The sequence below is a fragment of the Ancylobacter aquaticus genome, assembly GCF_004339465.1.
Lineage (GTDB): Bacteria > Pseudomonadota > Alphaproteobacteria > Rhizobiales > Xanthobacteraceae > Ancylobacter > Ancylobacter aquaticus.
Map to the genome: position 1 here is coordinate 840540 of NZ_SMFY01000001.1, position 13672 is coordinate 854211.

A 13672-nucleotide genomic window follows, 5' to 3' on the forward strand; every position below is an offset into this window, starting at 1 on the left:
TGCGGCCGCCGCAGTCGAGGGCTGCTTGGAGACTTCTTACGCCCTCAGGGCGATCCGGTAGGCGTGGGCGGGGTAGACGCCGAGAATCCGCACTTCCTTGGAGAAGAAGGACAGTTCCTCCAGCGCCAGCTTGAGGCCCGGGTCGTCGGGATGGCCGTCGACATCTGCATAGAACTGGGTAGCGAAGAACTCGCCGTCGAGCTGGTAGGATTCCAGCTTGGTCATGTTCACGCCATTGGTGGCGAAGCCGCCCATCGCCTTGTACAGCGCGGCGGGCACGTTGCGCACGCGGAAGACGAAGGTGGTCACGGTCGGCCCGTTATTGGCGGCTGCCCATTCGCCGTCCTTGGCGAGGATGACGAAGCGTGTGGTGTTGTGCGCCTCGTCCTCGATGTTCTCGGCAATGATGTCGAGGCCGTAGATTTCGGCGGCGAGCCGCGAGGCGATGGCTGCGCGGGTCTCGTCCTGCGCCTCGGCGACCAGACGCGCCGAGCCGGCGGTGTCGGCGCCGACGATGGCTTTCAGCCCCAGCTTGCGGATGATGTTGCGGCACTGGCCGAGCGCCATGACGTGGCTCTCCGCCGATTTCACCGTCGCCAGCGACGCGCCCCTGATGGCCATCAACTGGTGCGAGAGCGGCAGGAAGAACTCGCCGATGATGGTGAGCCCGGAGGTCGGCATCAGGTGGTGGATGTCGGCCACACGCCCTGCCACCGAATTCTCGATCGGGATCATGCCCAGATCGGCTTCGCCGTTCTGCAACGCGGCGAAGGCGTCCTCGAATGTGGCGCAGGGCACCGCCTCGTGATCGGGATAAACCTCGCGGCAGGCGATGTGCGAGTTCGCGCCCGGCTCGCCCTGGAAGACGATGGTGCGGCGGCTGGTCATGAGAGCGTCCTTGATTCGTGCGCGGCCTGTCGACTTGCCGCTTCCCGGGCCAGCATGGCGCGTGCCTTTTCCAGATCTTCCGGCGTGTCGACGCCGAGCGGGACAGTGTCGACGATGGCGACATCGATCCGCATGCCGGCCTCCAGCGCGCGCAGCTGTTCCAGCTTCTCGCGGCTCTCCAGCGGCGAGGGCGGCAGGGCGACGAAGCGCTCCAGCGCGCTACGGCGGTAAGCGTAGAGGCCGATATGGTGGAACAGCGGCCCCTCGCCATAAGGCGCGGTGGCGCGGGTGAAATAGAGAGCGCGCAGCCGGCGCGTGGTGATCGGGCTGCCGACCGCCTTCACCACATGGGGGCTGGTGCGTTCGCCCGCGTCGGTGATCTCGGCCGCCAGCGTGCCGATGTCCACCGCCGGGTCGTCGAGCAGGTCGAGTGCGGCGCGAATGAGGGAGGGGTCGAGCGTCGGCAGGTCGCCCTGCACATTGACGATGCGCGTTACCAGGCGGTCCGGGTCGATGCGCCCCAGTGCCTCGAAGATTCGGTCCGAGCCGCTGGCATGGTCGGCGCGCGTCATGGCGACCTCGAATCCGGCGCTCTCCACGGCGGCCCGCACGCCCGCGTCATCGGTGGCGACCACCACCCGGCCGATGCCCGCCGCGGCTGAACGCCGCGCCACTTCGACGATCATCGAACGGCCGCCAAGATCGGCGAGCGGCTTTCCCGGCAAACGGGTCGAGGCCATGCGGGCTGGAATAAGAATAAGTGTGTCCTGGGAGGACATGTCGGTGCCTTGTCATCGTACTGCGCGGTGCCGGGCGCCCCTCTCAGAGTGGCGAAACGTAGCACCGCAGGGCGCTTATACGGGTTGCACGCGAACCGTCAAAATGATTAGTTCCCGCGCGTCATTGGCGGTCGCAGGCGAGCGCTGATACATTGCGCGCAGGGTATTGCAGGCCAGCCGGATGGCCCGCGTGCCGGGGTGAGGGAGCGAATATTTCGATGGACAGCTTCGAGCTGAACAAGGTTGCTGGTGCGGTCCTGGGCGTGCTCACGTTCACGCTCGGTCTGAACGTGTTCGCCGATATCCTGTTCTCCAGCCATGGGCCGGAGAAGGCGGGCTACGAGATCGCCGTGCAGGAGGAACTGACGGGCGAGGCACAGGCCGCGCCGGCCGCTGTTCCGCTGGCTCAGCTGCTTGCCGCCGCCAGCCCGGAGAAGGGCGAGGCACAGGCCAAGAAGTGCGCGGCCTGCCACAATTTCGTCGAAGGCGCGGGCGCCAAGGTCGGCCCCGATCTCTATGGCATTGTCGGCCGGCCCATTGGCGGCGCCGAAGGCTTCGCCTATTCGGCGGCGATGAAGGCGCATGGCGGCACCTGGACGTTCGAGGACCTCAGCGACTTCATCAAAAGTCCGAAGGGCGACATTCCCGGCACCGCGATGGGCTTCGCCGGTATCGCCAAGGACACCGATCGCGCCGACCTGATCGCCTATCTCAACACGCTGTCGCATAGCCCGCTGCCGCTGCCGCAGCCTGATGCGACGCCCGCCGCTGCCGAGCCGGCGGCGACCGTTCCGGCTTCGGGCGAGACGGGTGGCAACGCGCCGCCCCCGGCCGGGTCCGCCGCGCCCGCAACGACCGTGCCGGCACCTGCCGCTCCCGAGACTCCTGCGGCTCCCGCACCCGAGACGCCTGCGGCTCCCGCACCCGAGACGCCTGCGGCTCCCGCTCCCGAGGCGCCTGCGGCTCCCGCTCCCGAGGCACCTGCGGCTCCCGCTCCCGAGGCACCTGCGGCTCCCGCTCCCGAGGCTCCCGCCCCGGCGGAACCGGCTCCCGCCGCTCCCGCTCCGGCGGCGCCCGCGACACCCTGAGGCGCTCGCCCTGCGGGGCGCGGCTTTCACGATCACGTCAGGCCGGCGGCGCAATGCGTCGCCGGCCTTATTCTTTTCAGGACTGCCCCCTTCATATTCGCCACCAATTTTCATAATCGTCGTGAGCGGCCGTGCGCGGCCGCTCCGCCAGACGACGTGCCAGAGGGAAGACGCGCATGACCCGGTTCCGCAGCTCCGACCGCCCCGCCGCCCTCTGCTGGCGCCCGCCGTCCCGCAGCCACGCCCTGTTCGGTGCCGTGGCCGGCGTTTTGGTCGGCTTCGCCCTGCTTGGTCCGGCAATGGCGCAGGAGGCGGCCCCGAACCCGGCCCCGGCGCCCGCTGCGACGCCGGCAGGCGCTGGCGAATGGCGGCACGGCCTGTCGCTGATGGGCGAACCCAAATACCCCGCGGACTTCACGCGCTTCGACTATGTGAACCCGGACGCGCCAAAGGCCGGTCTGCTGCGGCTCTCGGTCGACGGGACGTTCGATTCGCTGAACGACATCATTCCGCGCGGGACGCCAGCCGCCGGGCTTCAGCTGATCTACGACACGCTGATGAGTTCGGCCTATGACGAGGTGGCCACCGAATACGGCCTGATCGCGGAAAGCGTGCGCTATCCCGCCGATTTCTCGTCCGTCACCTACAAGCTGCGCCCCGAGGCGAAGTGGCATGACGGCCAGCCGATCACCGCCGAGGACGTTGTGTGGTCTTTCGAGCAGCTGACCAAGAACAACCCCCGGCAGGCCTATTATTACAGCCACGTCAAAGGTGCCGCTGTCACCGGCGAGCGCGAGGTGACGTTCACCTTCGACCAGGCGGGAAACCGCGAACTGCCGCAGATCGTCGGCCAGATCCGGGTCATGCCCAAGCACTGGTGGACCGGCACGGATGCGAGCGGAAAGCCGCGCGACATCAGCCAGGGCACGCTGGACGTTCCGCTCGGCTCCGGTCCCTACAAGGTCAAGCAGGTGCAGCCCGGCCGCTCCGTTTCCTTCGAGCGGGTGCCGGACTATTGGGCGGCGAGTCTGCCGGTGAATGTCGGCACCAATAATTTCGCCGAGCAGCGCTACGAGTATTTCCGCGATTCGACGGTGGAACTGGAGGCCTTCAAGGGCGACCAGTATGATTTCCGGGTCGAGACATCGGCCAAGGACTGGGCCACCGCCTATAATTTCCCGGCGGTGAAGGAAGGCCGGGTTGTGCTGGAGGAATTCCCAGACCGCGCCTCCGGCTCCATGCAGGCCTTCATCCCCAATCTGCGCCGCGAGAAATTCCAGGACCAGCGCGTGCGTCGTGCGCTCAATCTGGCGCTCGACTTCGACGGGATGAACCGCACGCTGTTCTTCGGCCAGTACAAGCGCACGCAGAGCTATTTCCAGAACACCGAGCTTGCCTCCTCCGGCCTGCCGCAGGGGTTGGAACTGGAGATTCTGGAGAGCGTGAAGGACAAGATCCCCGCCAGCGTCTTCACCGCGCCCTACGCCAACCCGGAAGGCTGGAGCGAGGGGCTGCGCCGCGGCAACCTGCGCGAGGCGGCCAACCTGCTCAAACAGGCCGGCTACGAGGTGAAGGGCGGCAAGCTGGTGAACGCCAAGGGCGAGCCCTTCACGATGGAGATACTGCTGTCCAATCCGGCTTTCGAGCGGGTGGCGCTGTTCTACAAGCCTTCGCTGGAGCGGCTCGGCATCACCGTGAATGTCCGGCAGGTCGATCTCTCGCAATACATCAACCGCCTGCGCGCCCGCGACTATGACATGATCATCTCGGGCTGGGGCCAGTCGCTCTCGCCGGGCAATGAGCAGCGCGACTTCTGGGGCTCCAGCGCCGCCGACCGCGAGGGTTCGGGCAACTATGCCGGCATCAAGGACCCCGGCGTCGACGCGCTGATCGAGAAGGTGATCTACGCCACGAGCCGCGAGGAACTGGTCGCCGCCACCCGCGCTCTAGACCGGGTGCTGCTGGCGCATGACTATGTGGTGCCGAGCTGGAACTACCCCAATTCCCGCACGGCGCGCTGGAACCGCTTCAGCCACCCCGAGAAACTGCCGCAATTTTCCTATGGCTTCCCCGACATCTGGTGGTGGGACGCGGAGAAGGCGGCCAAGACCGGAGCGGCCCGGTGAAGGGGCCGGGGGCCTGCGTGCGTCTAGGCCCGGCCGGCGCCCGGGCACCTCAGAATGACGGAGGCCGGACATGACCGGAAAGCCGCCGATCACGGCCCGTCATCCTGAGAAGGCCGCCATAGGCGGCCGTCTCGAAGGAGCCTGCCGGCTTTTACAGGCGCCGCTTTCCCGCCGCACAGCGCTGGCATTTGCCGCCGGCGCTTCGCTGCTACCGTTGCTCGGCCGCCGCGCGGTGTCGCAGGAGGCCCCGCCGCCGCCCGCCGCCGGCGCGCTCGCTCCCGGATTCGGCGCGGAGAGCCATGGCCTCTCGGTGTTCGGCGACCTGAAATACCCCGCCGACTTCGCCCGTTTCGACTATGTCGATCCCGCCGCGCCCACGGGCGGCACCTTCTCGCAGATCGGCCCGACGGCGGCGTTCAACCAGTCGTTCCAGACCTTCAACTCGCTGAACGGCTACGTCCTGAAAGGCGACGGCGCGCAGGGCGTTGATCTGATCTTCGATACGCTGATGGCACGGGCCTTCGACGAGCCGGACGCCATTTACGGGCTGGTCGCGCAGGGCGTCGCGGTGTCGCAGGACGGGACGGTGTATCGCTTCCGGCTGCGCCCGCAAGCGCGGTTCCATGACGGCTCGAAGCTCACTGCCGAGGATGTCGCCTTCTCGCTCAATTTGTTGAAGAGCAAGGGTCATCCCATCATCGCGCAGAATCTGCGCGACATGGTGAGCGCGGAAGCGGAGGGTGACGCGATCGCGGTGGTGCGTTTCGCGCCCAGGCGCGCGCGCGACGTGCCGCTGTTCGTCGCGTCGCTGCCGATCTTCTCAAAGGCCTATTACAGCGCCAACGAATTCGACGCGAGCTCGCTGGAGCCCCCGCTCGGCTCGGGCGCCTACAAGATCGGGCGGTTCGAGGTGGGCCGCTTCATCGAGTATCGTCGCGATCCCGACTATTGGGCCAAGGACCTGCCGGTGACTATCGGCGTGAACAATTTCGACGTGCTGCGCTACGAGTATTTCCGCGACCGCGAGGTCGGCTTCGAGGCGTTCAAGGCGCGGGCCTATCTGTTCCGGCAGGAATTCACCGCCCGCACCTGGGCCACCGGCTATGATTTTCCGGCGTTGAACGAGGGAAAGGTGAAGCGCGAGGTCCTCCCCGACCGCACGCCGTCCGGTGCGCAGGGCTGGTTTCTCAATCTGCGCCGTCCGAAATTCGCCGATCCGCGTGTGCGCGAGGCGTTGTCCTATGCCTTCGATTTCAACTGGACCAACAAGAACCTGATGTACGACGCCTACAGGCGCACGACATCCTTCTTCGAGAATTCCGACCTCAAGGCGGGGGGCCCGGCGGGGCCGGACGAGGAGGCGCTGATCGCGCGGCTGGGCGACCGGCTGAGCGCCGAGGATGTGGCGGTGCTCAAGGCGCCGCCTTGGTCTCCGCCGGTGTCGGACGGCTCGGGGCAGGACCGCGCGCTACTGCGCCGGGGCACGCAGCTTCTGCGCGAGGCGGGCTGGGTCATCAAGGGCGGCCGTCTGGTCGACCCGCAGGGCAACGGCCTGGCCATCGAATTCCTCGACGACGAAGGCTCGCTGGAGCGCCATACCTCGCCCTTCATCAAGAACCTCAAGCTGCTCGGCATCGAGGCCAATTTCCGCCTCGTCGATCCGCCGCAATATCAGCGCCGGCTCAACGATTTCGACTTCGACACGACGGTGCGGCGATTCTCCATGTCCACGGTGCCGGGCGAGTCGCTGCGCAACTATTTCGGCTCGGCGGCGGCGAACATTCCCGGTTCCAACAATCTCTCGGGTATTGCCGACCCGATCGTCGACCTGCTGATCGAGGAGGTGATCGCGGCGCCGACGCGCGACGAACTGCGCACCGCCTGCCGCGTGCTCGACCGCCGGCTGCGCGCGGGGCGCTACTGGGTGCCGCAATGGTATTCCGCCGAGTTCCGCATCGCCTTCTGGGACGAGTTCGGCTGGCCCTCCGCGCCACGCCCGACCTATTCCCGCGCCATTCCCGAAATCTGGTCGGCGCGCACGAGGTCGGCGGGATGACGGCGATTTGTGAGGCGGGTATTTCGCGCGTCGTGCAATTCGCACGTCGTGCAATGGGCAACGGCCCTGCATGAACGGACGTTAAGTTGACGCGGGTGCGCCCGCCCTCCACCTTGTGCCCGCCTCGCGGAGAAACCCGATCGTATGCTGGCCTATATCGTCCGACGCATTGCCCTCATGGTGCCCACTGTCATCGGCATCATGCTGGTTTCCTTCGCTGTCGTGCAGTTCGCGCCGGGCGGGCCGGTCGAGCGGGTGATCGCCGAACTGACCGGGCAGGGGACCTCCGCCACCGCTCGCATCTCCGGCGGCGGCGGTGATTTCGGCGGCATGCAGCAGAGCGCGCCGGGGGGCGACCCGGTCTCTTCAAAATATCGCGGTGCGCAGGGACTGGACCCGGCCTTCATCAAGGATTTGGAGAAGCAGTTCGGCTTCGACCGGCCGGCTCATGAGCGCTTCCTGAAAATGATGTGGGACTATGTCCGCTTCGATTTCGGCCGCTCCTATTTCCGCGACGTGTCGGTGATCGACCTGATTGCCGAGAAGATGCCGGTTTCGATCTCGCTCGGCCTGTGGATGATGCTCATCACCTACGCCATCTCCATCCCGCTCGGCATCGCCAAGGCAGTGCGCGACGGCTCGCGCTTCGATGTGTGGACCTCGGCGGTGATCATCGTCGGCTACGCCATTCCGAGCTTCCTCTTCGCCATCCTGCTCATCATCGTGTTCGCCGGCGGCTCGTTCTTCTCTTGGTTCCCGTTGCGCGGGCTGACCTCCGAGAACTGGGACCAGCTTTCGCTGGGAGGAAAGATCCTCGACTATTTCTGGCATCTGGCGCTGCCCATCACCTCGATGGTGCTGGGCGCCTTCGCGACCATGGCGCTGCTGACCAAGAACTCGTTCCTTGACGAAATCCGCAAGCAATATGTCGTCACCGCACGGATGAAGGGTTTGTCGGAGCGGGCGGTGCTCTACCGCCATGTGTTCCGTAACGCCATGCTCATCATCATCGCCGGCTTTCCCGGGGCGTTCGTCGCCGCCTTCTTCTCGGGCTCGCTCCTGATCGAAACCATCTTCTCGCTCGACGGCCTGGGCCTGCTTGGCTTCGAGAGCGTGCTCAACCGCGACTACCCCGTGGTTTTCGCCAATCTCTTCATCTTCTCTCTGGTCGGGCTGGTGGTGAACCTCATTTCCGACCTCACCTATACCTGGGTCGATCCACGTATCGACTTCGACACGCGGGACGTCTGAGCATGGACGCCGCCAACACCGCCCCCCCGCCCTCCCCGGTGGACGCCGCGTCCGACCGGCCGCGCCGCCCCTTCCTGTCGCCGCTCAACCAGCGCCGCTGGGCCAATTTCAAGCGCAACCGGCGCGGCTGGTGGAGCTTCTGGCTGTTCTCGGTGCTGTTCATCCTCAGCCTGGGGGCGGAGTTCATCGCCAACGACAAGCCGTTCCTGATCGAATATGATGGAGGTTATTACTTTCCCGGGCTGGTCGCCTATCCCGAAACCACGTTCGGCGGGGATTTCGAGACCGAGGCGGATTACCGCGACCCCTATCTGCAGAACCTGATCCAGGAGAAGGGCGGCTGGATGGTGTGGCCGCCGATCCGCTATTCCTATTCCACCCACAATCTCGATCTGCCGACCCCCGCCCCCTCACCGCCGACCTGGATGCTGACCGACGCCCAATGCGCGCCGGTGGTGGAAAAGCTCGGCCGCACCGGCGGCTGCGGCGCGCTGGAGTGGAACTGGCTCGGCACCGACGACCAGGGTCGGGATGTGCTAGCGCGTCTAATCTACGGCTTCCGTCTCTCTGTGGTGTTCGGGCTCGTCCTCACCATCATCTCGTCCGTCATCGGCGTCGCTGCCGGCGCGGTGCAGGGCTATTTCGGCGGCTGGACTGACCTGATCTTCCAGCGCTTTATCGAGATATGGACCTCGATACCCGCGCTTTATCTCCTGCTCATCATCTCCTCAATCCTCGCGCCGGGCTTCTGGGTGCTGCTCGGCATCCTGCTGCTATTCTCCTGGGTGTCGCTAGTCGGGCTGGTGCGGGCTGAATTCCTGCGCGCCCGTAACTTTGAATATGTGCAGGCGGCACGGGCGCTCGGCGTCTCCAACGGCGTCATCATGTGGCGGCACATGCTGCCCAACGCCATGGTGGCGACACTGACCATGCTGCCCTTCATCGTCTCCTCCTCGGTGATGACGCTGACCGCGCTCGACTTCCTCGGCTTCGGCTTACCCCCCGGCTCGCCCTCGCTCGGCGAATTGCTGGCGCAGGGCAAATCCAACGTGCAGGCCCCCTGGCTCGGCCTGACCGGCTTCTTCACCGTCGCCATCATGCTGAGTTTGCTCATCTTCATCGGCGAAGCGGTGCGCGACGCCTTCGATCCCCGGAAGACGTTCGAATGAGGGCGCAGCGCCATGCTACAATTGCCTTCGGAGGAATTGAGACCATGAACAGGATCGTGCGAGAGCACTACCCGGTCGAGAATCTGCCGGAGGATTTGCGGGAGGGGATTGAGGGCACGCATGTGCGCGTGACGGTCATACCGGAAGAACGATCCGGCGCTGCCGACCCCAAGAAGCTGACCTACGCAGATATACGGGCACGGGTTAAACCTCGCGGCACCACAACGGAAGAAGCGGTAAGGCGCATCCGCGAACTTCGCGACGAATGATGTCATAGGGCCGATTGTGAGGCTTTACTGGGACACCAACACCTTCATCCGGATGGTTGAAACCGGCGACATAGTCGGACAGCAACTTGGTCGGCTGCTGACGCGCGCGCTTGACGGTCGCGCTTCGATTGTCACCAGTGAACTGACATTGGCTGAGTTACTCGTGGAGCCGCTTCGCCGGCAAGACGACGAACTTCTGGACGCTTATCGTGATCTGTTCACTGCGGCGAGCAGGATCGACATCGCCGTCGTTGATCGGCCCGTGCCGCTGGCAACCGCACAGATACGGGCGGACCACGCGCCGACGAAATTGCCGGACGCCATCCACGTCGCCACTGCAGAGCTAGCCGCCTGCACCCATTTTGTCAGCGCGGACCGGCGTTTGCCGCCTCGACCGCTGCTGCGCCGGGTATCTCTGGACGTTGAATCGCTTACCATTCTGGCTGAGGACGAGTATTGACCGACACCCCCCTCCTTTCCGTCCGCGACCTTTCCGTGGCCTTCGCGCAGGGCGGGCGGAGCACGCTCGCGGTCGACCGCGTCTCCTTCGATGTCCGTCGCGGCGAGACGGTGGCCCTTGTCGGCGAGAGCGGTTCGGGCAAATCCGTCACTGCGCTCTCGCTGCTGAAGCTGCTGCAATACCCTGCGGCCAGCCACCCCTCGGGCAAGGTGTTGTTTCAGGGCGAGGACCTGCTCGCCATGGAGGAGCGCGAGATACGCCGGGTGCGTGGCAATGACATCACCATGGTGTTCCAGGAGCCGATGAGCTCGCTCAACCCGCTGCACACGGTAGAGCAGCAAATTGCCGAGATCCTCTTCCTGCATCGGGGCATGCGCGGGCCGGCGGCGCGGACGCGGGTGATCGAGCTTCTGACCGAGGTCGGCATTCCCGAACCGGAGACGCGGCTCGGCTCCTACCCGCACCAGCTTTCCGGCGGGCAGCGCCAGCGAGTGATGATCGCCATGGCGCTCGCCAACGAGCCGCAACTGCTCATTGCCGACGAGCCGACCACCGCGCTTGATGTCACCGTGCAGGCGCAGATCCTCAAACTGCTGAAGGACCTCCAGCGCCGGCTCGGCATGGCGATCCTGTTCATCACCCATGACCTCGGGATCGTGCGCAGGATCGCCGACCGGGTCTGCGTGATGAACCATGGCAAGATCGTCGAGGAGGGGCCGGTGGCGGAGCTGTTCGCCCATCCCCGGCATCCCTACACACAGGCATTGATCGCCGCCCAGCCACGCGGCAACCCGGCTTCGCCCCATCCCGAGGCGCCGGTGGTGCTGGAGACGACTGGGCTCAAGGTCTGGTTCCCGATCAAGGCCGGGGTGATGCGCCGCACCGTCGGTCACATCAAGGCAGTGGACGGCATCTCGGTCGAGATCCGGCGCGGGGAGACGCTTGGCGTGGTGGGGGAGAGCGGCTCGGGCAAGACCACGCTCGGCCTTGCTCTGCTGCGGCTGATCTCCAGCGAAGGGCCGATCGTGTTCATGGGCGATCCCATCGACACGCTCGGCTTCAAGCAGATGCGCTCGCGGCGGCGGGCGATGCAGGTGGTGTTCCAGGACCCGTTCGGCTCGCTCAGCCCGCGCATGTCGGTCACCGACATCATCGGCGAGGGCCTGCGGGTGCATCAGCCCACGCTCACCGTCGAGGAACGTGACGCCCGCGTCGTCGCGGCGCTCATCGATGTCGGGCTCGACCCCGAGGCCCGCCATCGTTACCCCCACGAATTCTCCGGCGGCCAGCGGCAGCGGGTCGCCATCGCCCGCGCCATCGTGCTGGAGCCGTCCTTCGTCGTGCTGGACGAGCCGACCAGCGCGCTGGACATGATCGTACAGGCGCAGATCGTCGACCTGCTGCGCGACCTGCAGAAGAAGCACGGCCTGACCTATCTGTTCATCAGCCATGACCTGCGCGTCGTCGCGGCGCTCGCCTCGCGGGTGATGGTGATGAAGGGCGGGGTGGTGGTGGAGGAAGGGCCGGCGGCAGAGCTGTTTGCGCGGCCGAAGACCGACTACACAAGAGCGCTGTTCGCGGCGGCCTTCGACATGGAGACGGCGGCGGACGCCCCATGAGCGCGCGGGCCAAAACCGGCGAACTCGCCGACCGCTCTATCGACCTCAATCTGGCCGGGCCGGAGGATGTCGGCACGGGGTTTCGCCCTTATCACCGCTTCATCGCGACATTCGAGGGAGCCGATAGGGCGCCGCTGCGCCAGCAGCGCGACATCCTGCGGGTCGGTCCGGTGGTCGGTGTGCTGGCCTATGATCCGGCGGCGGCATGCTTCGTGATGATCCGCCAGTTCCGGCTCGGCGCGCAGCTTGCCACGGGCGCGGGGGAACTGGTGGAGATCGCCGCCGGCCTCATCGATCCCGGCGAGGACGCGGAGATGGCGGCGCGGCGCGAATGCGTCGAGGAGATCGGCGTGGCGCCGCGCGCCCTGCTGCCCATCGCCCGCTTCCTCCCCACGCCGGGCGTGACGGATGAACATGCCACGCTCTATCTCGGCCTCGTCGATTCCACCGATGTGCCGGAAGAGGCTGGCGAGCCGGGCGAGACCGAGCTGACGCGGCCGTTTCTGGTTCCGGTCGAGGAAGCGCTCGCACACCTCGCCGCGCCGTTTCCCGCGCCCTTCGCCAATGGTTTCGTGCTGATCGCCCTGCAATGGTTCGCGCTGAACCGGGCGCGGGTGGAGGCGTTTGTCGCGGCGAACGGTTAGAGCCGCCGGACGCTGCGCAGTGCCGTGCCGGACGCTTCTATGCGGGAAAGCGCCTCGGCAAGCGGTTCGCGCACCACGCACATGAAATGCGCGGTGGCGTGAAGGAGGGTGGCGCCGTCCTCGACAATGCCGACGTGACCCGGCCAGTAGAGCAGATCGCCGCGCCGCGCGTCGATGGGTTCGCCGGAGAAGGATACCGGCGTGCCGAGCGCCGTCTCCTGCATGTCGGTGTCGCGCGGGCAGGGGATGCCGCAGGCATTCAGCGCCACCTGCACGAGGCCGGAACAGTCCAACCCGAGGCTGGAGCGCCCGCCCCAGAGATAGGCGGCGCCGAGGAAGCGGGCGGCGACCGCGACGAAATCATCCTCGAAAGCGTCGAGCGGGGCGAGATGGGCCGCAAAGACGAAGCCGCCGTCTGCCGTCACCGCGAAGCGCTCTCGCGCGCCGGTCATGCAGAGCCGGCTGCCGAAGGAGAGTAGTGCGTCCGGCGGAAGCTTGATCGAGGGACCGGGGAAAACCGGCGTGCGTAGCGCGACCACCTTGTGCGTCGGCGCGGGCCCCGCCGGGGCGAGGGCCTCGGCCGGCAGCCAGCCGACATAGGAATCAGCGTCGAGCTGGCCCCAGACCCAGCCTTCGCTGTCTGTCTCGTAGACCGTTACCGTCTCGCCGAAGAGCGCTTCCGTGACCAGCGCCGCCGTTGGGTCTGGGGTGCCGCGTACCGGGACGGTGGGGCGGATGACGCGATGGGGAACGCCATCGGCGAAGCGCTCCGCCGTCACGACCCCTTCGAGATGGCGGGCGGCAAGGTCGGGCCGGGCAGGGGTGAGGCGGGCGTCGAGCGTCACGGCGGGGCTACTCACGATCGGGGGCGTCATCTCGGCAGGGCTTTCGCGGTGGCGACGACGAGATCGCCGAGCCGCTCCAGATAAAGCGCACCTTCCACCGTACGCTGGATGATGACATTGCGTCGATCCGCCTCGTCGCGCCGGCGCGAGACGAGGCGGAGCTGGCCCATCGTATCGAGCGCGCGGGTGATGACCGGCTTGGTGACGCCGAGCCGTGCGGCAAGGCCGCGCACCGTGTGCGGCGGGGCTTCCAGATAGACGCTAAGCAGGATGGCGAGCTGGCGCGGGCTGAGATCGGGCGCGTCGTCGCGCACCTGCGCGAGGGAGAGCTCGTGCAGGAGACGCAACGCCTGCGATGGACGCAGCTCGACCGCCATTGCCGTGTTCCCGGTCCGCAATCGTTACGGTTGCGGATTGTTCCCCGGACTATGGCCGCTGCGCGACGAAAAAAGAATTAACGAGCCCGCGAGCGTCCCGC

At 66.5% G+C, this 13672-nt stretch carries 13 protein-coding genes; 9 read left to right on the top strand and 4 right to left on the bottom strand.

Going from position 1 to position 13672, the window contains the following annotated elements; all coding sequences use genetic code 11:
* Positions 1 to 36: 36 nt before the first annotated feature.
* Both EV667_RS03905 and EV667_RS03910 read right to left on the bottom strand, forming a co-directional pair.
* Positions 37 to 888 (bottom strand): prephenate dehydratase, encoded by an 852-nt coding sequence (locus tag EV667_RS03905; protein WP_131833987.1) that lies wholly within the window; start codon positions 886 to 888, stop codon positions 37 to 39.
* On the bottom strand, positions 885 to 1667 hold the full coding sequence (locus EV667_RS03910; protein ID WP_131833988.1) for a 3-deoxy-manno-octulosonate cytidylyltransferase: 783 nt from the start codon (positions 1665 to 1667) through the stop codon (positions 885 to 887). Before EV667_RS03910 ends, EV667_RS03905 begins: the two co-directional genes overlap by 4 nt.
* Positions 1668 to 1885: 218 nt before the next feature.
* Here EV667_RS03910 and EV667_RS03915 point away from each other — a divergent pair, with 218 nt between their 5' ends.
* The 9 genes from EV667_RS03915 (at position 1886) to EV667_RS03955 (ending at position 12349) form a co-directional block, all read left to right on the top strand.
* A complete protein-coding gene (locus tag EV667_RS03915) occupies positions 1886 to 2755 on the top strand; it encodes a c-type cytochrome (RefSeq protein ID WP_131833989.1) in 870 nt (289 codons plus the stop codon).
* A 299-nt stretch (positions 2756 to 3054) separates the two neighbouring features.
* Positions 3055 to 4881 carry an extracellular solute-binding protein gene (locus EV667_RS03920; RefSeq protein WP_245516069.1) on the top strand — a complete coding sequence of 609 codons (1827 nt, stop codon included), beginning with the start codon at positions 3055 to 3057 and terminating at the stop codon, positions 4879 to 4881.
* Positions 4882 to 4951: 70 nt separating this feature from the next.
* Positions 4952 to 6937: an extracellular solute-binding protein gene (locus EV667_RS03925; protein ID WP_131833990.1), complete on the top strand. Its 1986-nt coding sequence runs from the start codon at positions 4952 to 4954 to the stop codon at positions 6935 to 6937.
* Between the two features lie 144 nt (positions 6938 to 7081).
* Positions 7082 to 8188 (top strand): microcin C ABC transporter permease YejB, encoded by a 1107-nt coding sequence (locus tag EV667_RS03930; RefSeq protein WP_131833991.1) that lies wholly within the window; start codon positions 7082 to 7084, stop codon positions 8186 to 8188.
* Between the two features lie 2 nt (positions 8189 to 8190).
* Positions 8191 to 9357 carry an ABC transporter permease gene (locus EV667_RS03935; RefSeq protein ID WP_131833992.1) on the top strand — a complete coding sequence of 389 codons (1167 nt, stop codon included), beginning with the start codon at positions 8191 to 8193 and terminating at the stop codon, positions 9355 to 9357.
* 44 nt (positions 9358 to 9401) lie between these two features.
* On the top strand, positions 9402 to 9626 hold the full coding sequence (locus EV667_RS03940) for a hypothetical protein (protein WP_131833993.1): 225 nt from the start codon (positions 9402 to 9404) through the stop codon (positions 9624 to 9626).
* Positions 9627 to 9642: 16 nt separating this feature from the next.
* Positions 9643 to 10086: a type II toxin-antitoxin system VapC family toxin gene (locus tag EV667_RS03945; protein ID WP_131833994.1), complete on the top strand. Its 444-nt coding sequence runs from the start codon at positions 9643 to 9645 to the stop codon at positions 10084 to 10086.
* On the top strand, positions 10083 to 11705 hold the full coding sequence (locus EV667_RS03950) for an ABC transporter ATP-binding protein (RefSeq protein WP_131833995.1): 1623 nt from the start codon (positions 10083 to 10085) through the stop codon (positions 11703 to 11705). Before EV667_RS03945 ends, EV667_RS03950 begins: the two co-directional genes overlap by 4 nt.
* On the top strand, positions 11702 to 12349 hold the full coding sequence (locus tag EV667_RS03955; RefSeq protein ID WP_131833996.1) for an NUDIX domain-containing protein: 648 nt from the start codon (positions 11702 to 11704) through the stop codon (positions 12347 to 12349). The genes EV667_RS03950 and EV667_RS03955 overlap by 4 nt, the downstream gene beginning before the upstream one ends.
* Here EV667_RS03955 and EV667_RS03960 read toward each other — a convergent pair.
* Together EV667_RS03960 and EV667_RS03965 are read right to left on the bottom strand one after the other, a co-directional pair.
* On the bottom strand, positions 12346 to 13224 hold the full coding sequence (locus EV667_RS03960; protein ID WP_207907666.1) for a C40 family peptidase: 879 nt from the start codon (positions 13222 to 13224) through the stop codon (positions 12346 to 12348). The genes EV667_RS03955 and EV667_RS03960 overlap by 4 nt on opposite strands.
* Positions 13221 to 13571, bottom strand: a complete 351-nt coding sequence (locus EV667_RS03965; protein ID WP_091438086.1) for a MarR family transcriptional regulator — start codon at positions 13569 to 13571, stop codon at positions 13221 to 13223. Before EV667_RS03965 ends, EV667_RS03960 begins: the two co-directional genes overlap by 4 nt.
* Between the last annotated feature and the right edge of the window lie 101 nt (positions 13572 to 13672).

Excerpts from the sequence above, each read along its gene's own strand:
- EV667_RS03905 (WP_131833987.1), bottom strand. The coding sequence starts at position 888 with ATGACCAGCCGCCGCACCATCGTCTTCCAGGGCGAGCCGGGCGCGAAC.
- EV667_RS03910 (WP_131833988.1), bottom strand. The coding sequence starts at position 1,667 with ATGTCCTCCCAGGACACACTTATTCTTATTCCAGCCCGCATGGCCTCG.
- EV667_RS03915 (WP_131833989.1), top strand. The coding sequence starts at position 1,886 with ATGGACAGCTTCGAGCTGAACAAGGTTGCTGGTGCGGTCCTGGGCGTG.
- EV667_RS03920 (WP_245516069.1), top strand. The coding sequence starts at position 3,055 with ATGGCGCAGGAGGCGGCCCCGAACCCGGCCCCGGCGCCCGCTGCGACG.
- EV667_RS03925 (WP_131833990.1), top strand. The coding sequence starts at position 4,952 with ATGACCGGAAAGCCGCCGATCACGGCCCGTCATCCTGAGAAGGCCGCC.
- EV667_RS03930 (WP_131833991.1), top strand. The coding sequence starts at position 7,082 with ATGCTGGCCTATATCGTCCGACGCATTGCCCTCATGGTGCCCACTGTC.
- EV667_RS03935 (WP_131833992.1), top strand. The coding sequence starts at position 8,191 with ATGGACGCCGCCAACACCGCCCCCCCGCCCTCCCCGGTGGACGCCGCG.
- EV667_RS03940 (WP_131833993.1), top strand. The coding sequence starts at position 9,402 with ATGAACAGGATCGTGCGAGAGCACTACCCGGTCGAGAATCTGCCGGAG.
- EV667_RS03955 (WP_131833996.1), top strand. The coding sequence starts at position 11,702 with ATGAGCGCGCGGGCCAAAACCGGCGAACTCGCCGACCGCTCTATCGAC.
- EV667_RS03960 (WP_207907666.1), bottom strand. The coding sequence starts at position 13,224 with ATGACGCCCCCGATCGTGAGTAGCCCCGCCGTGACGCTCGACGCCCGC.
- EV667_RS03965 (WP_091438086.1), bottom strand. The coding sequence starts at position 13,571 with ATGGCGGTCGAGCTGCGTCCATCGCAGGCGTTGCGTCTCCTGCACGAG.